The organism is Paenibacillus sp. Root444D2 (assembly GCF_001426375.1).
Lineage (GTDB): Bacteria > Bacillota > Bacilli > Paenibacillales > NBRC-103111 > Paenibacillus_E.
On record NZ_LMEO01000019.1, the window covers coordinates 1 to 18,690 of the forward strand.

The 18,690-nt window shown below is 45.6% G+C and carries 20 protein-coding genes, 2 tRNA genes, 1 rRNA gene and 1 riboswitch; of the genes, 17 read left to right on the top strand and 6 right to left on the bottom strand.

Annotated elements, in window-relative coordinates:
- The 11 genes from rrf to ASD40_RS36355 all read left to right on the top strand — a co-directional run.
- Positions 1–100: ribosomal RNA gene (rrf, locus tag ASD40_RS12995) — 5S ribosomal RNA — on the top strand; the annotation flags it as partial.
- Positions 101–203: 103 nt separating this feature from the next.
- Positions 204–1,406 carry a putative glycoside hydrolase gene (locus ASD40_RS13000; RefSeq protein WP_235549244.1) on the top strand — a complete coding sequence of 401 codons (1,203 nt, stop codon included), beginning with the start codon at positions 204–206 and terminating at the stop codon, positions 1,404–1,406.
- Between the two features lie 163 nt (positions 1,407–1,569).
- The gene (gene guaB / locus ASD40_RS13005) at positions 1,570–3,027 is read left to right on the top strand and encodes an IMP dehydrogenase (RefSeq protein ID WP_057303704.1); all 1,458 of its coding nucleotides are present in this window, start codon (positions 1,570–1,572) and stop codon (positions 3,025–3,027) included.
- Positions 3,028–3,143: 116 nt separating this feature from the next.
- Complete coding sequence (locus ASD40_RS13010) at positions 3,144–4,499, top strand: D-alanyl-D-alanine carboxypeptidase family protein (protein WP_057303705.1); 1,356 nt, start codon at positions 3,144–3,146, stop codon at positions 4,497–4,499.
- 121 nt (positions 4,500–4,620) lie between these two features.
- Complete coding sequence (gene pdxS / locus ASD40_RS13015; RefSeq protein ID WP_029195693.1) at positions 4,621–5,502, top strand: pyridoxal 5'-phosphate synthase lyase subunit PdxS; 882 nt, start codon at positions 4,621–4,623, stop codon at positions 5,500–5,502.
- A complete protein-coding gene (pdxT, locus tag ASD40_RS13020; protein WP_057303706.1) occupies positions 5,502–6,080 on the top strand; it encodes a pyridoxal 5'-phosphate synthase glutaminase subunit PdxT in 579 nt (192 codons plus the stop codon). Before pdxS ends, pdxT begins: the two co-directional genes overlap by 1 nt.
- A 94-nt stretch (positions 6,081–6,174) precedes the next feature.
- Entirely contained in the window at positions 6,175–7,455 is a 1,281-nt protein-coding gene (serS, locus tag ASD40_RS13025) for a serine--tRNA ligase (protein WP_057303707.1), read from the top strand.
- Between the two features lie 83 nt (positions 7,456–7,538).
- Positions 7,539–7,625: transfer RNA gene (locus ASD40_RS13030), tRNA-Ser, on the top strand.
- Between the two features lie 128 nt (positions 7,626–7,753).
- On the top strand, positions 7,754–8,101 hold the full coding sequence (locus ASD40_RS13035; protein ID WP_057303708.1) for a hypothetical protein: 348 nt from the start codon (positions 7,754–7,756) through the stop codon (positions 8,099–8,101).
- A gap of 20 nt (positions 8,102–8,121) precedes the next feature.
- Positions 8,122–8,283, top strand: a complete 162-nt coding sequence (locus ASD40_RS38195; RefSeq protein ID WP_164484184.1) for a hypothetical protein — start codon at positions 8,122–8,124, stop codon at positions 8,281–8,283.
- Positions 8,284–8,451 carry a small acid-soluble spore protein P gene (locus ASD40_RS36355; protein ID WP_082562210.1) on the top strand — a complete coding sequence of 56 codons (168 nt, stop codon included), beginning with the start codon at positions 8,284–8,286 and terminating at the stop codon, positions 8,449–8,451.
- A 263-nt stretch (positions 8,452–8,714) separates the two neighbouring features.
- Here ASD40_RS36355 and ASD40_RS13040 read toward each other — a convergent pair whose 3' ends face one another.
- From ASD40_RS13040 to ASD40_RS13060, 5 genes are all read right to left on the bottom strand, one after another.
- The gene (locus tag ASD40_RS13040) at positions 8,715–9,926 is read right to left on the bottom strand and encodes a hypothetical protein (RefSeq protein WP_057303709.1); all 1,212 of its coding nucleotides are present in this window, start codon (positions 9,924–9,926) and stop codon (positions 8,715–8,717) included.
- A 22-nt stretch (positions 9,927–9,948) separates the two neighbouring features.
- Positions 9,949–10,395: a hypothetical protein gene (locus ASD40_RS13045; protein ID WP_057303710.1), complete on the bottom strand. Its 447-nt coding sequence runs from the start codon at positions 10,393–10,395 to the stop codon at positions 9,949–9,951.
- A complete protein-coding gene (locus tag ASD40_RS13050) occupies positions 10,392–10,991 on the bottom strand; it encodes an RNA polymerase sigma factor (RefSeq protein ID WP_235549245.1) in 600 nt (199 codons plus the stop codon). Before ASD40_RS13050 ends, ASD40_RS13045 begins: the two co-directional genes overlap by 4 nt.
- A gap of 63 nt (positions 10,992–11,054) precedes the next feature.
- The gene (locus tag ASD40_RS13055; protein WP_057303711.1) at positions 11,055–12,263 is read right to left on the bottom strand and encodes an MFS transporter; all 1,209 of its coding nucleotides are present in this window, start codon (positions 12,261–12,263) and stop codon (positions 11,055–11,057) included.
- Between the two features lie 253 nt (positions 12,264–12,516).
- Positions 12,517–12,590, bottom strand: a tRNA-Arg gene (locus tag ASD40_RS13060).
- Between the two features lie 230 nt (positions 12,591–12,820).
- On the opposite strand from ASD40_RS13060, the gene ASD40_RS39385 reads away from it, so the two are divergent.
- Both ASD40_RS39385 and ASD40_RS13070 read left to right on the top strand, forming a co-directional pair.
- Positions 12,821–13,240, top strand: coding sequence for a DUF1648 domain-containing protein (locus ASD40_RS39385; RefSeq protein WP_162251241.1), 420 nt, complete (start codon positions 12,821–12,823; stop codon positions 13,238–13,240).
- A 33-nt stretch (positions 13,241–13,273) separates the two neighbouring features.
- Complete coding sequence (locus tag ASD40_RS13070; RefSeq protein ID WP_057303713.1) at positions 13,274–13,816, top strand: DUF1697 domain-containing protein; 543 nt, start codon at positions 13,274–13,276, stop codon at positions 13,814–13,816.
- A 12-nt stretch (positions 13,817–13,828) separates the two neighbouring features.
- Here ASD40_RS13070 and tadA read toward each other — a convergent pair whose 3' ends face one another.
- Positions 13,829–14,266, bottom strand: coding sequence for a tRNA adenosine(34) deaminase TadA (gene tadA, locus ASD40_RS13075; protein WP_414858786.1), 438 nt, complete (start codon positions 14,264–14,266; stop codon positions 13,829–13,831).
- A 279-nt stretch (positions 14,267–14,545) separates the two neighbouring features.
- Positions 14,546–14,633, top strand: a riboswitch (cyclic di-GMP riboswitch).
- Between the two features lie 102 nt (positions 14,634–14,735).
- Between tadA and ASD40_RS13080 the strand changes: the two genes are divergently transcribed.
- The 4 genes from ASD40_RS13080 to prmC all read left to right on the top strand — a co-directional run bounded on the left by ASD40_RS13080 (position 14,736) and on the right by prmC (position 18,644).
- The gene (locus tag ASD40_RS13080; protein WP_057303715.1) at positions 14,736–15,470 is read left to right on the top strand and encodes a PilZ domain-containing protein; all 735 of its coding nucleotides are present in this window, start codon (positions 14,736–14,738) and stop codon (positions 15,468–15,470) included.
- Between the two features lie 78 nt (positions 15,471–15,548).
- The gene (ychF, locus tag ASD40_RS13085; protein WP_057303716.1) at positions 15,549–16,649 is read left to right on the top strand and encodes a redox-regulated ATPase YchF; all 1,101 of its coding nucleotides are present in this window, start codon (positions 15,549–15,551) and stop codon (positions 16,647–16,649) included.
- Positions 16,650–16,683: 34 nt separating this feature from the next.
- Positions 16,684–17,760, top strand: coding sequence for a peptide chain release factor 1 (gene prfA, locus ASD40_RS13090; RefSeq protein ID WP_057303717.1), 1,077 nt, complete (start codon positions 16,684–16,686; stop codon positions 17,758–17,760).
- Complete coding sequence (gene prmC, locus ASD40_RS13095) at positions 17,760–18,644, top strand: peptide chain release factor N(5)-glutamine methyltransferase (RefSeq protein ID WP_057303718.1); 885 nt, start codon at positions 17,760–17,762, stop codon at positions 18,642–18,644. The genes prfA and prmC overlap by 1 nt, the downstream gene beginning before the upstream one ends.
- Positions 18,645–18,690 lie beyond the last annotated feature (46 nt).

Genomic DNA, 18,690 nt, shown 5'->3' on the forward strand with positions numbered 1-18,690 from the left:
AGGGGACCCACGCGTTCCCATCTCGAACACGACCGTTAAGCCCTCCAGCGTCGATGGTACTTGAACCGCAGGGTTCTGGGAGAGTAGAACGTTGCCAAGCACTTATAAAGAGTCTTTTTGGAAGAAATTCCAGAAAGACTCTTTTTTTACATCAGTACAATACGACATATTAAACCATACTAGCCCTATGAGGAGGGATTGGTATGGGTGCATCGATCTACAGGAGAAGTTTGCGTGTTTTGATTATTGGTTTCTTTGTAATACAGATGGCAAGTGGTTGCTCAGCGAAGATGGACTCGATCAAGGATGCTACTGATCCGCTAGGCGCTTTAAACAATTTAGGGAAGACATTGCCTATCTCAATTAAAGAAGCGAATCATTTGTCATCAGATGAGGTCAAAAACACGCCTCAAAAGCCCGCTAAGCAGATTGTAAAAGGGATTTATGTATCTGCCTGGTCAGCGGTAGGTAATAAATTTGAGCAGCTGATTGACCTTGTGGATCAAACCGATCTGAATGCGATGGTTATCGATGTTAAGAGCGATTCGGGACAAGTTACATATCCGTCGGCGGTTCCTTTGGTGAATGAGATAGGGGCTAATAGCCATGTTATTATTCGTGATCTGAAAGCCATGCTTTTAAGGTTAAAGGAGAAGCACATATATACGATTGCGCGAGTCGTTGTTTTTAAAGATCCTTATTTAAGCATGAAAAAAAGTAATTATGCGATGGTGACTCAAGCTGGTAACGTGTGGAAGGATAATAAAGGAACAGCTTGGGTAGACCCCTATAAGGAAAAAGTGTGGGATTATAACATTCAAATTGCTAAAGAGGCAGCATTATTAGGTTTTGATGAAATCCAATTTGATTATGTGAGATTTCCTGAGAATGGTAAGAAAGTGGATCAGGAGGTCAAATTTGATAACCCCAATAAATGGACAAAAGCGCAGGTAATCGAGAATTTCCTCAAGAAAGCCAAAGAACAAATTGGTGGACAAGCTTATTTATCTGCGGATGTCTTTGGATTAACAACTTCGTCTGATAATGATATGGGCATTGGACAGGATTGGGCGATGATTAGTAAGCAGGTTCATTATATTTCACCTATGTTGTATCCCTCTCATTACACTAGCGGTGTATATGGGATTAAGAATCCTGATTTACAACCCTATGCGGTTATTCGTAAAGCGATTAGCGATGCTAATGGGAAGAATCAGCTATTAGTGAAATCAGATAGCCATATTGCGGAAATTAGACCGTGGTATCAGGATTTTACAGCCACTTGGGTGAAGCCCCATAAGAAATATGGGACTATAGATGTTAAGGAGCAAATTAAAGCGGCTAAGGAGCAAGGTGTGGAACAATTTTTGTTGTGGAACTCGAGCAGCACGTATTCGTATCGTTAACGGAATTGACTTATTCGGACAGAAGGTTATCCGGTAGACTTGTCCTTTTCCTTGACACGAAAAATAGGCTTTTGTTAAGATTGCAATCATAAACAAAACGAATGAGAAGATTCATTCGAACAAAGCTTTCTTACATAGAGAGCTCTAAGGAGGAATACGTGTTGTGAGGGAAGACAAGTTTGGTAAGGAAGGCTTAACGTTTGATGATGTATTGTTGGTGCCGAGAAAGTCAGAAGTGTTCGGTAAGGAGATCGACGTTTCAACTGTACTTGCGCCTCATGTGAAATTAAATATCCCGTTCATTAGTTCAGCTATGGATACTGTTACGGAATCTGCGCTTGCAATTGCCATGGCACGAGAAGGTGGTATCGGGATTATCCATAAGAATATGACCATCGAGCTTCAAGCTGAGCATGTTGACCGTGTTAAGAGATCAGAGAGTGGCGTTATCACGAATCCTTTCTCACTAACACCGGAACATCATGTTTATGACGCGGAAGAGTTGATGGCGAAATACCGCATATCTGGTGTACCGATTGTGAATGAAGCGAACAAGCTGGTGGGGATTTTAACGAATCGCGACTTGCGCTTTGTACATGATTATTCCATCAAAATCAAAGAAGTAATGACTCAAGAAGATCTGGTTACAGCTCCTGTGGGAACTACGCTTCAGCAAGCGGAAGGCATTCTTCAAAAGCATAAAATTGAGAAACTGCCTTTGGTTGATGAGAATTTTGAGCTTAAAGGTTTAATTACGATTAAGGATATTGAGAAGGCCATTCAGTTCCCTAACTCCGCTAAGGATGCACAGGGTCGCTTACTCGTAGGCGCAGCTGTAGGTGTTGCTAAGGACGTTCTGGAGAGAGCTGCAGCTCTCGTTAAAGCAGGCATCGACGTGATTGTCGTAGATTCTGCGCATGGTCATCACATTAATATTGCAGAAACTGTGAAAAAGCTTAGAGCACAGTATCCAGAGCTGCCTATCATCGCAGGAAATGTAGCCACAGGTGACGGTACACGTGACCTCATAAAGGCTGGAGCATCCATGGTGAAGGTAGGAATTGGTCCTGGATCCATTTGTACAACAAGGGTAATTGCAGGGATTGGTGTTCCTCAAATTACAGCTATCTATGATTGTGCGCAAGCTGCAGCAGAGTTTGGAGTCCCTATTATCGCAGATGGCGGTATCAAATACTCTGGTGATGTTGTTAAAGCGATCGCGGCCGGCGCCAGTGCGGTTATGATCGGTAGTCTTTTTGCTGGAACGGATGAGAGTCCTGGTGAGTCTGAAATTTTCCAAGGGCGTAAATTCAAGGTGTACCGGGGTATGGGCTCTTTAGGAGCGATGAAGGAAGGCAGCAAGGACCGTTATTTCCAAGAGAACGAGAGCAAGCTTGTTCCTGAGGGTATCGAGGGTCGTGTAGCCTACAAAGGGCCAATGGCGGATACGGTGTACCAACTCGTGGGTGGTCTTCGCTCAGGTATGGGCTACTGTGGTGCCCGTAATATTCAAGAACTTATTAATGATACCCAGTTTATTCGAATTACGGGTGCAGGTTTAAAAGAAAGTCATCCGCATGATATTCAAATTACCAAAGAAGCACCTAATTACTCGTTATAATTGTCACAATATGGATGAAATTGGAGGCGCGGGAAATGAACCTACGTCTTCTTTTTTTTGTCTAATGGGGTGTGGTACAATATAACGTATTATTACATCATTAGGAGAGTGAAATTGTGAGATTTTTAAGTTTTACAAAGAAAAAGGTTGCTTTGGTGTTAGGTGTTAGTTTAATTGCTCAATCCTTACTTTTACATATACAACCAACATATGCCGCGGATACCAAAGCACCAGCAGCCACAACTGCACCAGCAGCCTCAACAGCCCCAACGGCGCCAGCGCCAGCACTCAATGAACCTAAACCAGCAGCTAAATCTGCGATTATTATGGAAGCAAGCACAGGTGCTGTGCTCTATGAACTAAATGCGGATGAAGCTTTCCCGCCAGCCAGTATGGCCAAAATGATGACCGAGTACCTGGCAATGGAGAGTATTAAAGAAGGTAAATTCAAATGGGATTCGCCAGTGACTGCAACTAAAAATGCTGCGGACGTAATTGGGTCTGGACAACTGATCGCTGAAAATGAAACACTGACTTTCAAAGATATGTTTAATGCGATGTCGATCTATTCCGCGAATGATGCTTCCGTGGCTTTTGCTGAATTACTCGGAGGTACGGAAGAGAATTTTGCGAAAATGATGAATGAAAAAGCCAAACAACTTGGTATGTCGGACAAAGCTCATTTCATTAGCGCAACTGGACTATCACGTGCCGATCTCAAAAATCCGCCGGCATCTATTGAAGGTGAGACCAAAATGACTGCGCGAGATGCCGGCATACTGGCCTATAATATCCTTAAAGATCATAAAGAAATTCTTGAATTCACGAAAATCCCTTCTTTAAAATTAAGAGCTACGGATAAAACACCAATGATCAATTGGAACTGGATGTTAGAAGGAAATCAGAGCAACACCAATTTGAAAAAGTATGCTTATCCAGGACTGGACGGTTTGAAAACAGGCTCTACCGATGATGCAGGGTACTGTTTTACAGGTACTGCTGAACGAAACGGAATGCGTATTATCACCGTTGTCATGGGTACCAAAACAGAACCGGAGCGTTTCAATGAAACGAGAAAGCTGCTCGACTATGGATTTAATAATTTCGAAATTAAACCTTACCTTAATGCAAAGCAAGAAATAGAATCTTTGAAAATCGTAAACATTAAGAAAGGTGTTCAAACGCAAGTGCCTCTCGTAACAAAAACGGGTCTGACGTTCGTGACTCGAAAAGGTGCGAAAGATACAGACTTTAAAATCACGGCAGAGCCGCTTGAAGAGAGCAAGCTTGTAGCGCCAATTACGAAGGGCGATACGCTCGGCAAAGTGAAGGTAAGCTACAATGGGCAAGAAAAAACGGTTGATCTAATTGCCAATGATGATGTACAAAAAGGCAGCTGGATTCGTCTCTTGTTCCGCTCCTTCAAAAACTTCTTCAGCGATATGTTTAAAGGGATTAAAGGCGGTTCCTAGACCAGAAAATGGGTTGTATATTAACCCTCCTTCATGTAAAATAATTGTTTAGAAGATTTACTATCGAATCGTGTAGGAAACTGCATGAAATTGGCATACAAGCTATAGGAGGAAATAAAGAATGGAAACAGGAACTTCCCGCGTTAAAACTGGTATGGCCGAAATGCAAAAAGGCGGCGTCATCATGGACGTTATGAACGCCGAGCAAGCTAAAATCGCAGAAGCAGCTGGCGCGTCCGCAATTATGGCGCTTGAGCGCGTACCCGCTGACATTCGTGCAGCTGGCGGCGTATCCCGTATGGCTGATCCTTCAATTGTTGAAGATGTGATGAGAGTAGTATCCATTCCAGTTATGGCGAAAGCAAGAATCGGACACTTCGTTGAAGCGAAAATTCTTGAATCCCTAGGCGTTGACTATATCGATGAGAGTGAAGTACTTACACCTGCAGATGAAGTATTCCACATCAACAAACGTGATTTCACGGTTCCATTCGTATGTGGTTGCCGCGATCTTGGTGAAGCTTTGCGTCGTATCGGTGAAGGTGCTTCCATGCTTCGTACCAAAGGTGAGCCAGGAACTGGTAATATCGTAGAAGCTGTTCGTCATATGCGTACAATTCAAGGGCAAATTCGTAAAATCCAAGGGATGTCCAAGGATGAATTGATGTTTGAAGCGAAAACACTTGGCGCTCCTTATGAGTTGCTTCTACAAGTTCACGAAACAGGTAAATTGCCGGTTGTTAACTTCGCAGCTGGTGGTGTTTCCACACCTGCAGACGCAGCGCTTATGATGCACCTTGGTTCTGACGGTGTATTTGTTGGATCTGGTATTTTCAAATCCGACAACCCAGAAAAATTCGCGAAAGCGATTGTTGAAGCCGTAACTCACTACACTGACTATAAATTGATTGCAGAAATCTCCAAAAACCTGGGTGCCCCTATGAAGGGAATCGAAATTTCCAAGCTGCAAGCTTCCGAGCGTATGCAGGAGCGCGGCTGGTAATGACGAAGATCGGAGTTCTCGCGCTGCAAGGCGCGGTAGCAGAACATATTCGTGGGATCGAGAAGGCTGGCGCCGAAGGCGTCGTTGTCAAACGAACTGAGCAGCTAGCTGATCTTGATGGGATTATTCTACCCGGTGGAGAGAGTACGACAATCGGCAAGTTAATGCGCACCTATGGTTTCATTGATGCGCTGAAGGATTTTTCCGCCGCGGGCAAGCCGATATTCGGCACCTGCGCGGGGTTGATTGTCATCGCGAAAGAGATTACCGGACAGCCGGAAGCTCACCTTGAGCTGATGGATATCACGGTGGCTCGCAACGCGTTCGGTCGTCAGCGCGAAAGCTTTGAGACGGACTTGCCGATCAAAGGCATCGACGAGAACGTTCGCGCGGTATTTATTCGGGCCCCACTCATCGAGAAGGTGGGACCAGGGGTAGAGGTACTGGCTACGTATGACGGCCAGATCGTTGCAGCGCAGCAAGGGCATCTCCTTGCAGCGTCATTCCACCCAGAGCTGACAGACGACTTTCGTCTGCACAGCTATTTCTTAGACATGGTAAAGCAAACACAAGCATAATTGATGGTACAAGCACCTTGATATCACCGGATTATAGCCGGTAAAGGTGCTTGCTTCCATATTCTAACCATTTTGCGCTAACGGAGGAATCTCCTTGTTTGATGTAAAGTTACTTCGAAGTGATTTGGCAGCTGTACAAGCTGCAATGCAAAACCGCGGTAAACAAATTGAAGAGTTGAACGGCTTCACGGAATTAGATTTGAAGCGCAGAGAGCTCTTACAAGAAACCGAGCAGCTCAAAAACCGTCGAAATACGGTATCCCAAGAGGTAGCTGGACGTAAAAGATCCGGCGAGAATGCGGATGAACTGATCCAAGAAATGAAAGTCGTCGGAGACCGCATTAAAGAGCTCGATGACGAGATTCGCTTACTGGATGAGTCCTTACAGCACATCTTGCTTTCCATCCCGAATATGCCCCATTCAAGCGTGCCTGTGGGCCGTACAGAAGAAGAGAATGTGGAACTGCGTCGGGTAGGCGAGATCCCACAGTTCGATTATGACGTGAAGCCGCACTGGGAAGTAGCGCAAGAGCTGGGCATATTGGATTTCGAAGCTGCGGCGAAGGTGACGGGCTCGCGTTTCGTTTTCTATAAAGGGCTTGGCGCAAGGCTGGAGCGTGCATTGATTAACTTCATGATGGACCTGCACAGCGATGAGCATGGTTATGAAGAAATGCTTCCTCCTTATATCGTTAACCGTGAGAGTTTGACGGGAACGGGGCAGCTTCCAAAGTTTGAGGAAGATGTTTTTAAACTGGAGAATTCGGATTATTTCCTTATTCCGACAGCAGAAGTACCGGTAACGAATTATCATCGGGAAGATATTCTCACGAATGAGCAGCTTCCTGTTAATTTCGTTGCATTCAGTGCATGCTTCCGTTCAGAAGCTGGATCTGCAGGTAGAGATACACGCGGCTTAATCAGACAGCACCAATTCAACAAAATTGAGCTTGTTAAGCTAGTTAAGCCCGAAGACTCCTACGATGAGCTGGAGAAGCTTACAGGGCATGCTGAGCGCGTTCTACAGCTGCTGAAGCTGCCTTACCGTGTGTTGTCACTCTGCACAGGGGATATCGGCTTTACTTCGGCTAAGACGTACGATCTGGAAGTATGGCTACCTAACAGCGGCGCTTACCGTGAAATCTCTAGCTGCAGTAACTTCGAAGACTTCCAAGCTCGCAGAGCGAACATTCGCTTCCGCAGAGATGCGAAGGCGAAGCCGGAATTTGTACATACGTTGAATGGATCAGGTCTTGCGCTTGGTCGTACAGTGGCTGCGATTCTCGAAAATTACCAGCAAGCTGACGGTTCGATTCAGGTTCCTGAGGTTCTCATTCCTTACATGAACAATGTTAAAGTGATTACAAAAAAATAGCACTTGATTCTCCTATAAGATCTGTGCTACAATGCTTTTTGTCACTGCACAAGGTTGTCTCCTTAACTGGAGACACCTATCGTGGAGAGGTGGTCGAGTGGTTTAAGGCAGCGGTCTTGAAAACCGCCGAGGTCGCAAGGTCTCCGTGGGTTCGAATCCCACCCTCTCCGTAACCATGGTAATACCCCAACCAAGAAGTCATGCGATTCTTTACGAATCGTGTGGCTTTTTTTGTTGTTTTTTTACATGGATAAAAGACGGGTAGCCTCCGCATTTTATACATGTGGAGGTGTTACCTATGAGCAAAGCTGACAAGCTAACGATTGATCAAGCTGAATTGGTAAATGAGTGGATGACGGTACTCCCGACAACGCTGCATCAAACCGATCAGGCGCGTGTATGGGCCGATGAGGCCGATCCTCAGGCATTGTGGGTTCATATTATGGCGGCTGGGCATACGGGCTATACAATCGATTTTAAAGTCACCTACGTGGACGACAGAGAGGTTAAGGTTGAACTGACTGATGTGCAGCAGGGCACTACACACATTGATGAGACCAGCGAAATTGTGCAGAATCTGGTGGATGATTACATTCGCCATATCCATGAATGCGCACAAGCCTTGCAGAAAGTAACACACGCCTAAGGGCGGAGGGGGATATCATAATGACTAAGCAAAGAGCAGTTGATAAAAATTTGCAGAATGTAGCTAAAGATTTTGAAGCTAGTCCTGTTAATAGCCATCAGGCTCAGCAAGTGCAGCAGCAAGTCAATGATCATAGACATCAAGATGCATTAAACCATGACAAGAATAGGGGAGACCACTAAATGTCTAAACCGAAATCTTATTCTGCAGGGGATAATCTGGTAGCAAACGGTTCAGTAAAGAATAGTGATCGCAATAATAGTCCAGATCCATTATCAGGCTCCAAGAAAGTGAAGAATCAGAATCACTCTAGAGCTTCCCATGGAGAAGGCCGCGGTCATGAAAACTAAATAACGCGAAAAATAATCTTTACAAAATGTTTAAAAACCGAGGAGCCGGACATACTATATCTTGTCGGTGAGCAGAGAGGTGTGGTTCCGTTGGAGCGTTTAGCGAAAGGGAAACAACCGTTGCATAGAGGACTTTTCTACCTGTTATAATCAGGCTGGAGGGGATGTGCCAAAGACACGTACCGTGTTTTATAAGCAGATTTTCCTAAGGTTTACGAGTAACACGTTTTAAAGAAATCATCAACACCGACAAAAAAGAACCCTTAGGGGTTCTTTTTTTCGTCAATTTCTAGATAGTGTTGCGGCATTGGATTCGATTGCTGCGACGCCGAATGAGTATCATCAGTAAACGTCGAAAACGTTGAAACGTGTTGTTTACGGGTCATTAACAAACGTATGCCGCCGCCGATCAGCAATAGTGCTACTATGAGGGTTTGGCTGAAATTCGTAATTAAATACATGTAATTACTTGCGCTAGGTAGAATTTGATACATAAATTGGACAACAACATCTTTTAAGACATAGTAGCTGCCAAGTAAGATCAAAACCATGCCAATGGGTCGTTGATAAGCCGTCCAATTCTCAATGATGGGTTTATCAATTAGGGTACCATTTTCGTACTTCGTAATGCTCTGCAAAGCATCAAAAAAGCTAAAAAACCAGAGAATCGGGATCAAAAATAAAAACAGAGACAATCGGAGTACATCCAATATATAAATGGAGAAAAGGAAGATCGCCATGAGCTGGACGCCGCGTTTCGTCATAGAGAGGTACAAGTGAGCCGCACCTGGAAAAATGGCGATAATTGTTGCCAATGTCCGGTTTTTGCGTCCATAGTCATCTCCAAAGTGGAAGTCTTCGAAAATACTGCGATCTATAAGCTCTAACCCCGCTTGTTTATTCCCATGTTGTTTAAGTGCGTCAAACATCGTATAAAACCACAGTACTGGCAAGGCCAACAGAAAAGCAACAAAGCCTTCGTTATGCGTCATGATGGTGACGAAGAATACTAATATCGCGACTCCAAAGAAGGAGACCATCGCCGTAAGACCTCTATGCATCAACCCAAGCTGATAATGTCCGAGTCCAGGGATGAAGGAGAGCAGCATAATTTTTGTTTTTTCTTGTTGACCAGCCATTCGAGTGGAATAGGGGTTGGTGTCCCAGGAAGGTTGCTCATGCTGGCCATGCTGCTCAGACCCGAAAGAGCTAGGCAAGCGATAGGGCTGTGAGCGCAGCAGGAAGATAATCATATCCAACATATTCACAACCCATGTCAAGGCCGCCAGCAAGGCAATAAAAATCAGGAAGTCATCCGGGGCATGCAAAAAAGCGACTCCCACGAAGATAAGGAATAACGATCCAAAGAACCCACCACCGTATAGGAGCCCGCGTAATAAGCGGTTCATATATAGATGGCCTACTCCAGGTAGAAAGGACAGCAGGAAAGCGACTAGGCTGCTTTTATTAGGCATTAAGGGTGTAACCTCCTTGTGTTTATTTATTTTGTAACGTGTCTAGCCACGTCAGTGTTTTATTTAACAATTGGTCCGAGATCGGTTTATCTGTTTGCAGGGAGGAAGAGGTGTTTATAGAGTTAGTAGGTTTAAATGTACCTACAGAGTCCAACTCCTGCGAAATTCCGTGAAAGAAGCCGGTAGCCACCAGGATAAGTGTAGCCGCTGCCGCAATACCGTAATGCAGCATGGTTGAGTGGTACCAAGAGCGCTTAGTTCCTGTCGTACGGGCAATGATGGCATCTACATACCCTTGCGTATCTTTTTCCATGATCGGAAGTATAGCTTCCATTTGTTCCAAACATGTCATATACATCGTCAAGCATTCAACACACTGATACAGATGAAGCTCCATCTCACTTAAAGTATCGGGTGATAGACGCTCTTCCACATATTGCTTCCACGCTTGTTCATTATAATGGTTCACAAGAATTCCTCCTCCTTCCAATGGTTACGAAGCCACTGCTTGGCTCTATATAGCTTGGATTCTACCGTTTTGACAGTTACCCCATGAGCATTGGCAATATCCTGATACGACTGATGATGAATATAGTAGGCCGTTAATACTTCATGATAGTTGGCAGGGATTTGATGAAGCTTCTTACGCACGAGCTCAGTCGTCTCATTTAACATCACTTCATGTTCAACGCCATGCTCAGAATATGGATGAGTGCCAGAGGATTGGAGGGGTTCCTCCATCTCAGCCGTTATTTCTTCCCTACGCCTGCTGGCCGATCGTTTGAAATCGATAGCCCGGTTCACCGCGATGCGAGTCATCCAGGTTTTCAGACCCTTCATTTGATACTGAGGGAGGGAGAAATAGATCCGGGTCCAAACATCCTGTGATAAATCTTCTGCATCCTTAGCATGGCGTACAATGGCAAAGATCGTTTGGAACAAATAGTGACGATATGTTGTTACAAGCTCACGGAATGCTGCCTCATCGCCATTCAATATGCGCTTTACGAGTGCTTGTTCCTGAATATGCTTCTCCTCCTCTCCGCATGAATAGACGAAGGTCACCACCGGTACCCCTGCACGCTTTCAAAAAGAAAAAGAACGAATCTTCAAGATCCGTTCCCCCTTTTAAAGAGCTGCAGTAGAACTGCTAGGTTTGGCTTGATGCTTAGAAGGCGTACTTTGTACGAACCTTTGAGATAGAAGTGCGCTCAAAACGCCAAGTACACCCAGCACAATAAATCCCTGATTCAGAGAGAACCAATCGCCGATTATACCCATTAGAACGGGTCCAACGAACATGCCCAGTCCATAAATAGCTTGGAAAAACCCCATTGCCGTCGCCCGTTTATCCGCAGGCATATGTTTAATACTCATCCCCATCAGTAAGGTAAAAGAAAGACCGCGACCAAAGCCGGCAAAAGCCTGAGTAACCATCAGCACCCAAAGGTGATGCGTAAAAGGAATCGTAAATGTAAATATCCCCATAAGAATAAAGCCCCACACAACCATGCGCTTCTCCCCGTACCGGACAGCCCATCGCCGCCCGCCAAATAAGGAAGCTAGCGCTACCGGTACGTTGGCAAATAACGAAAGCATCGATAAGGAGAATTTATCAGCTCCAAGCTGAGTTGCATAAACAGGCGTAAATCCGAAAACAGTTGCGAATATGAGGACTTGCGACAAGATAGCGAGCAAGGAAACGAATAGCAGCGTACGGTCCGTCGCAACGTCACCGATACCGCGCATCGTAATTTTAGGCGCATCGAGCTCAACTTTTTCTACTAGGAAAAGGGATCCAATCATCCCCAGCAAGCCAAGCACAGCTCCCAAAATGAAAACGGCCTCCCAGCCGAAGGAATCAGCCGCCCATCCTGCGCCGAGAATACCGAAAACCTGCCCAAGTGAATTGAAGAAGGAGATCGTTCCGATCGCTTTAGTTGACTCTTCATGCTTATAGTAACTCGTAAATAATACGGTAAAATCAACCCAGGTTGCCGCGGCTGCTCCTGCCAGTGCTCGGAGAATAAGGATCCATGTGAAGTCATGAGTGATCCATAGACCTAAACCTGTTATAGCCGTGAATAGCAGGCCAAAGGTAATAAATAGCCTTCTCTTATGGAACCTGTCTGACATGATACCTACGGGAATTCGCAGCAGCATTTGGGAGATCCCGTACATGCCGACAATCCATCCGGCTAACTGGTGGTTCCCGCCAAGGAACTCTACGTAAGGCGCCATAATGGGAACGCTCGTATACATCGACATCCAGAACAGCAGTGTGACGATACAGAAGAGCGGAATGCGATAGGAGGATGAAGCTTTGATGCTTGTCATCGAAGTGGGAGCTCCTTTCGGAATAGGTTCTTGGACTGGAATGAAGACTAATAAATCTATCGTTTATTATAGAACATCGATTGCAGCAAGGCTATGACTGGATGTTTGCAAAATAAGACAAAGAGCGGAGATCGGCAATCATTGCCCAGAACAATAGAGCCAATTTATAGGCAGTGTAATTCTGAAATATTAAACGCCAGGTCAGCGGCTAATAACCGTTACCTGGCGTTTTCTTTGATTTTTTGAAAGTATACGCGCCCGAGATGATTCGAACATCCGGCCTACAGTTTAGGAAACTGTTGCTCTATCCTGCTGAGCTACGGGCGCATGGCAAGAATTATGATAGCACGAAGGCTTTCGTGGCGCAACCTTTTGAATGGTGGTTTTATATTCGGGACAAGGAATGTTCATTTGAAGCGAAGAATAGGTTAGGGATTAACTTTAATTTCCTTTAATTTGATTAGAGAGGAAGTGTCATTTTGGAGAAACGACCCATATTCATACTTTCAACAACAATAACAGAAAAAATTCTAGATGGAGTATCCATCTTAGTCCTTTTGTGTACTTTCGCATATTTAGCCTATGTCTGGATCCTGATACCAGAAAGAATACCGATACATTTTAACGGTCAAGGGAAAGAGGACGGTTGGGGAAACAAATTCAGTCTTATTCTGCTGCCAGTTATAACCGTGATCCTATATATAGGTTTAACTGTCTTAAGCAAATATCCCCATACGTTTAATTATCCTTGCAAAATTACGAATGAAAATGCCACCTGGCAATATGGTAATGCACGCTTATTCATGAACTGTTTAAAGATGCTGATCGTTGTGTTTTTTGGGTATGTCGAATGGACCCTTATCCAAATTGCAAGGGGAAATAGTGTTGCTTTAAATATGTGGATATTTAGCCTTGTATTGCTTCTAATTCTGGGTACGGTTATTTTCTTTTTCATCCGATCCATTAAACTGAAGTAATGCATAATTTGATCAAAGGAAGAGGTTGCCGAAGTGAAGGTTTATATTGGTTTTCTGCGTGGTATTAACGTAGGAGGAAAGAACAAAATCAAAATGGCGGATTTGAAAAAGACACTTGAAGCGGCGGGACTTGCTAAGGTGCAAACGTATTTGCAGACCGGAAATGTCTTGTTCATGTCCGAGGAGGCGGTAGAACCGCTGCGCCAGCGTATAGAGCAGGAGATTAGCAAAGCCGTAGGCGTTTCACCTACCGTCATTTTGCGTACAATAGAGGAGCTGGCGCAGATTCTTGCGACTTGTCCATATGAGGTGGATGCTTTATTAGAAGGCGAAACGATACAAATTTCTGTGCTATCGGAAGATCCTCCGCAGCAAACCTCCGACCTCTTGTCCAAAGGAATAAGTGATGCGGACGAATTCCAGATCAAGGGGCGTGAAATTTATTTTCTATTTCGTCAAAGTGTTCTGGATTCGAAACTTGCGGGCAATATCCAGAAGCTTGGGGACACTGCAACAACACGAAATTGGAATACGATGAATAAACTAGCTGAGTTGGCAGCGGCTATGAAGAATTAGATGCAGGAACTTCTAAGCTTTACCGCGTAATTTACGGAAAAATTGGGTCAGCATCGTTGAACACTCTTCTTGCAAGACGCCGCTAACGACATCGACACGGTGATTGAACCGGTCCTCCTGCAGCAAATTCATGAGCGTTCCGGCGCAGCCAGCCTTCGGATCAATGGTGCCGTAGATGACCTGCGGAATCCGCGATTGCACAATCGCACCCGCACACATCGGGCAAGGCTCAAGGGTGACATAGAGCTGGCAATCCAAAAGCCGCCAGGCTTGCAGATGCTCGCTCGCTTGTTTGATGGCGATCATTTCGGCATGAGCGAGAGGATCTAGGGTTGTTTCACGCAAATTGTAGCCGCGGCCAATGATTTGACCTTGATGGACAACGACCGCTCCAATCGGTACTTCACGGATGGCTTCGGCTTTAAGAGCCTCTTGAATGGCTTCTTTCATCCAGGGGATATGTTCATCCACAGGGGGACACCTCGCTAATATATTTTTATCCACATGTGCATAACAATCGAACATTCATTCCGTTGTTAACAACCTGTGGATAGGTTTGTGGATAACTTGAAAAGCTGTGGATATTTAATCTTTCTAACATTACATACAACAAAATGATCAGCTATGCAAGGAATTTTGTTGATAATAGCAACTGTGCTAGGTATAATGATAGATATTAGTAGGTCTTTTAGACCATATAGTACGTGATAGCTAAAAATGAATAGCAAGGTTCGACAAAGGCAAACTTGTTGAAAAGCAAGGACGCAAAGCTGAGGGTCTACGGTTCCATTGGAACTATGGCAGCCTGGTTACCGAAAATCGATGCTTTTTTTGATTGAGGTAATAGGCTGCTCCTACATGAGGGGCGGTCTATTTTTATATAGGGAATAACTTGAGTAAGGAAGAGGTGCTGATTATAATGGCCAACGGGTATAACGTCATGAAATATTACGGAAGTAAGGAGGGGTATGACGCTGATGTGCTAATCGATAGCAAGGCTGTGTTGGGAAAGGACGATTTCGTAGCCACTGGCGTACTAACCTATGCTCTCGGAGACATCATTGAGGTGGAATTGCCGGAATACGATGTCTTTCAACTTGGTGATAAAGCGAAAATGACGGTTTATACCAAATCCGGCTTGTTTGTGATGAATACAACCGTTGTTGCCAAAGAATTCGGCTCCGTCATTGTCATTAATCCACCTGATAATCGGAAGAAATTCGCAGAAAAACGGGAATTTCCACGTGTGGATGTGAAACATACAGGTCTCTTATTCGGACTTCAGGATATGAATAAAAGAAATAAACATCAATTTGAAAACCCGCTTGGTATCTCAATCAAAAATATATCCATCAACGGCTTAGGATTTACCATTAATGATAATTCTATGATTGATAAGATCGTTCAAAAGCATTCCCAACTTGAAGTCGAGCTGGATTTGGGCTTTACGATGCCTTGTTCGATGGAAATTGTAAGAAAAGAAAAGGTTGAAAATGGTTTTTATTACGGGGCTAGTTATATCGACATTCCGCAGGAAAAAACCAATGCTTTAAGGGGTTTTATCCTTACGAATCAGATCGAAACTTACTTCGTACAGAAGCGGGAAGCGCAATTTAAAAAAGCGACGGAAAAAAAGTCTGCGGCGAATCGATAGCCTTCAGGCTTTTTTTTGCGTTCCAAGTGCTATATAATAAGAAGGATGATTTTCGAAAATTAAGGAGTTGTAACTACAATGGCTTTGAAAGCAGGTATCGTCGGTCTACCGAACGTAGGAAAATCGACATTGTTTAATGCAATTACACAGGCGGGGGCAGAATCTGCGAATTATCCGTTTTGTACGATCGATCCGAATGTTGGGGTAGTTGAAGTACCAGACGAGAGATTGCAGAAGCTGGTAGAGATTGTTGTGCCTAAGAGCATTGTCCCGACAGCCTTTGAATTCGTTGATATTGCGGGTTTGGTAAAAGGTGCGAGCAAAGGCGAAGGGCTTGGAAATAAATTTTTGGCACACATTCGTGAAGTGGATGCCATTGTGCATGTTGTTCGTTGTTTTGAGGATGATAATATTACCCACGTTTCCGGTAAAGTGGATCCGATCGGCGATATCGAAACGATTAATCTTGAATTAATTTTGGCCGATATTGAGTCGGTTGAGAAGAAGATCGAGCGTTCGCGCAAAAACCTCAAAGGCGGCGACAAGAAAGTTGTTGCTGAAGTGGAGTGTTTAGAGCGTATTAAAGAAGCGCTTTATGCAGATAAACCGGCACGCAGTCTGGATCTTAGCGAAGATGAGAAACTTCTCGTGCGAGACCTTCATTTACTGACCATGAAACCCGTGCTTTATGCGGCAAACGTGAGTGAAGATGAAGTAGCAACAGCAGATGAAAATCCTTTTGTGAAAATTGTAAAAGAATTTGCTGAGAGCGAAAACAACGAAGTGGTGTCGATCAGTGCGAAGGTTGAATCCGAAATCGCCGAGCTGGAAGACGAAGAAAAAGCGATGTTCCTCGAAGAGTTGGGACTTCAAGAGTCCGGCTTGAATAGATTGATTAAAGCAGCTTATAGAAAACTTGGCTTGTACACGTATTTCACAGCTGGGGTTCAAGAAGTAAGAGCATGGACAATCCGCAAGGGAACAAAAGCTCCTCAAGCGGCTGGTGTTATTCATACCGATTTCGAACGTGGTTTTATTCGTGCTGAAGTCGTTTCTTATAATGATTTGGCAGCTGCAGGGTCGATGAATGGTGCGAAAGAAAAAGGCCAAGTGCGTCTCGAAGGTAAAGAGTACGTGGTGAATGACGGGGACGTCATGCATTTCAGATTTAATGTGTAATTAATAAAAAAAGTAAAGAAAGGAGTGATCCGATATGTTGGATCGACTTCAGTCCATTGTGGACCGCTATGATAAATTAAGCGAACTGCTGTGTGACCCGGATGTTACGAGTGATACAAAGAAACTTAGAGAGTATTCTAAAGAGCAATCTGATCTTCAAGAAGCTTATGATGCTTATAACGAATATAAAAGTGTGAGCGAACAGCTGGCCGATGCCAAAGTGATGCAGAACGAAAAGCTGGACGATGAAATGCGTGAAATGGTCAAAATGGAGATCGATGAGCTTAGCGAGCAAGCTGCCAAGTTGGAAGAACAACTTAGAATGCTCATGATGCCTAAAGACCCTAATGATGATAAGAACGTAATCGTCGAAATTCGCGGTGCGGCAGGCGGCGACGAAGCTGCTTTGTTCGCAGGCGATTTGTATCGCATGTATACGCGCTATGCGGACGCACAAGGATGGAGAACGGAGATTCTCGATGCTTCTGTGAACGATTTGGGCGGTTTTAAAGAGATTATTTTCATGATCACCGGTAAAGGCGCTTATAGCAAGTTGAAGTATGAGAGTGGGGCGCACCGCGTACAACGTATTCCTGTAACGGAATCAGGTGGGCGTATCCATACCTCAACGTCGACGGTAGTGGTTATGCCGGAAGCGGAAGATGTAGAGATTGTCATCCATGATGCGGATATTCGCGTTGATACGTTCTGTTCCAGTGGGGCGGGCGGTCAGTCGGTTAATACGACGAAATCCGCTGTGCGTGTGACGCATGTACCTACGGGTATCGTAGCGACTTGTCAGGATGGGAAATCGCAAAACTCGAATAAAGAGTCAGCACTGCGCGTTCTTCGTACACGTATTTCCGATAAAATGCGTGAGGAAGAGGAAGCGAAATATGCGGGCGAGCGTAAAAGCAAGGTTGGTACGGGTGACCGTTCCGAGCGGATTCGTACGTATAACTTCCCGCAAAGCCGAATTACCGATCATCGTATTGGTTTGACTTTGCATCGCTTAGAAACAGTGTTGAATGGTGATATGGCAGAGATCGTTTCGGCGCTCACGATTGCAGCGCAGTCCGATGCTTTGGATAACGGGGAGCAGGCAATGTGATGTCGACTGCTGCTAAGAGTTTAAGAGAAGCCTTTGTTGAGGCTTCTTCTTTTTTAGGGAAGCTCGGTGTGGCCGAGGCGGCTTCCTGTGTGGAATTGCTGCTGCAGCACCTGCTGGGCTGCAGTCGGACGGAGCTGCTGTTCCGTTTTCCGGAACAGTTTCCTGCGGAGCTGGCGGAAACGTGGCGCCAGCTAGTGGAGCGGAAGGCCGCGGGTGAGCCGGTGCAGTATATTATCGGCGAGCAGGATTTCTTCGGCCTTCCTTTTGCGGTTAGCCCGGACGTGCTGATTCCGCGGCCGGAGACGGAGCTGCTCGTGGAAGCTTTGCTCCACGAAGGCTCGCGTCTGTTCCCGCAAGGCACTCCGCTGCTTGCGGATGTGGGCACCGGGAGCGGAGCGATCCCGGTAACGGTGGCACACGCGCGCCCTACGTGGCGCGTGGCGGCCAGCGACATCTCCGCGGCTGCGCTGGAGATGGCTCGCGTGAATGCGCAGCGCCACGGCGTGGCTGCGCGGGTGGAGTGGCTCGAGGGGGACCTTCTCGAGCCCTTTATTGCGCGCCGGATCGCGCCGGATATACTGGTGTCTAACCCACCGTATATCCCTGATGGCGACCTGCCGGCGCTTCAGCCGGAGGTGCGGCTGTTTGAGCCGCACACGGCTTTGTTCGGCGGTGTCGAGGGACTCGACCTTTACCGCCGGATGATCTCGCAGCTGCCGCAGCTGCCGCGAATCCCGACTGTGGTCGGGTTCGAGGTGGGCATACGGCAGGCGGAGGCTGTGGCGGCGATGCTGCGCGCCGCCGCTGACTGGGACGAGATCCGATTCGTGCCGGATCTGCAGGGCATTGATCGCCATGTGATCGCGATCCGTTCGCGAGACTAGAGGGAGTTCGTAGCGTTGTGAAAGAACGCGATAGTTTTGTATGGCA

Bases quoted from the DNA above. Each gene is read 5' to 3' on its own strand.
- prfA (WP_057303717.1), top strand. From the start codon at position 16,684: ATGTTGGATCGACTTCAGTCCATTGTGGACCGCTATGATAAATTAAGC.
- pdxT (WP_057303706.1), top strand. From the start codon at position 5,502: ATGACGAAGATCGGAGTTCTCGCGCTGCAAGGCGCGGTAGCAGAACAT.
- ASD40_RS13040 (WP_057303709.1), bottom strand. From the start codon at position 9,926: ATGCCTAATAAAAGCAGCCTAGTCGCTTTCCTGCTGTCCTTTCTACCT.
- ASD40_RS13080 (WP_057303715.1), top strand. From the start codon at position 14,736: ATGGCCAACGGGTATAACGTCATGAAATATTACGGAAGTAAGGAGGGG.
- pdxS (WP_029195693.1), top strand. From the start codon at position 4,621: ATGGAAACAGGAACTTCCCGCGTTAAAACTGGTATGGCCGAAATGCAA.
- ASD40_RS38195 (WP_164484184.1), top strand. From the start codon at position 8,122: ATGACTAAGCAAAGAGCAGTTGATAAAAATTTGCAGAATGTAGCTAAA.
- ASD40_RS13035 (WP_057303708.1), top strand. From the start codon at position 7,754: ATGAGCAAAGCTGACAAGCTAACGATTGATCAAGCTGAATTGGTAAAT.
- tadA (WP_414858786.1), bottom strand. From the start codon at position 14,266: ATGAAAGAAGCCATTCAAGAGGCTCTTAAAGCCGAAGCCATCCGTGAA.
- ASD40_RS13000 (WP_235549244.1), top strand. From the start codon at position 204: ATGGGTGCATCGATCTACAGGAGAAGTTTGCGTGTTTTGATTATTGGT.
- ASD40_RS13055 (WP_057303711.1), bottom strand. From the start codon at position 12,263: ATGACAAGCATCAAAGCTTCATCCTCCTATCGCATTCCGCTCTTCTGT.
- ASD40_RS36355 (WP_082562210.1), top strand. From the start codon at position 8,284: ATGTCTAAACCGAAATCTTATTCTGCAGGGGATAATCTGGTAGCAAAC.
- prmC (WP_057303718.1), top strand. From the start codon at position 17,760: ATGTCGACTGCTGCTAAGAGTTTAAGAGAAGCCTTTGTTGAGGCTTCT.
- ychF (WP_057303716.1), top strand. From the start codon at position 15,549: ATGGCTTTGAAAGCAGGTATCGTCGGTCTACCGAACGTAGGAAAATCG.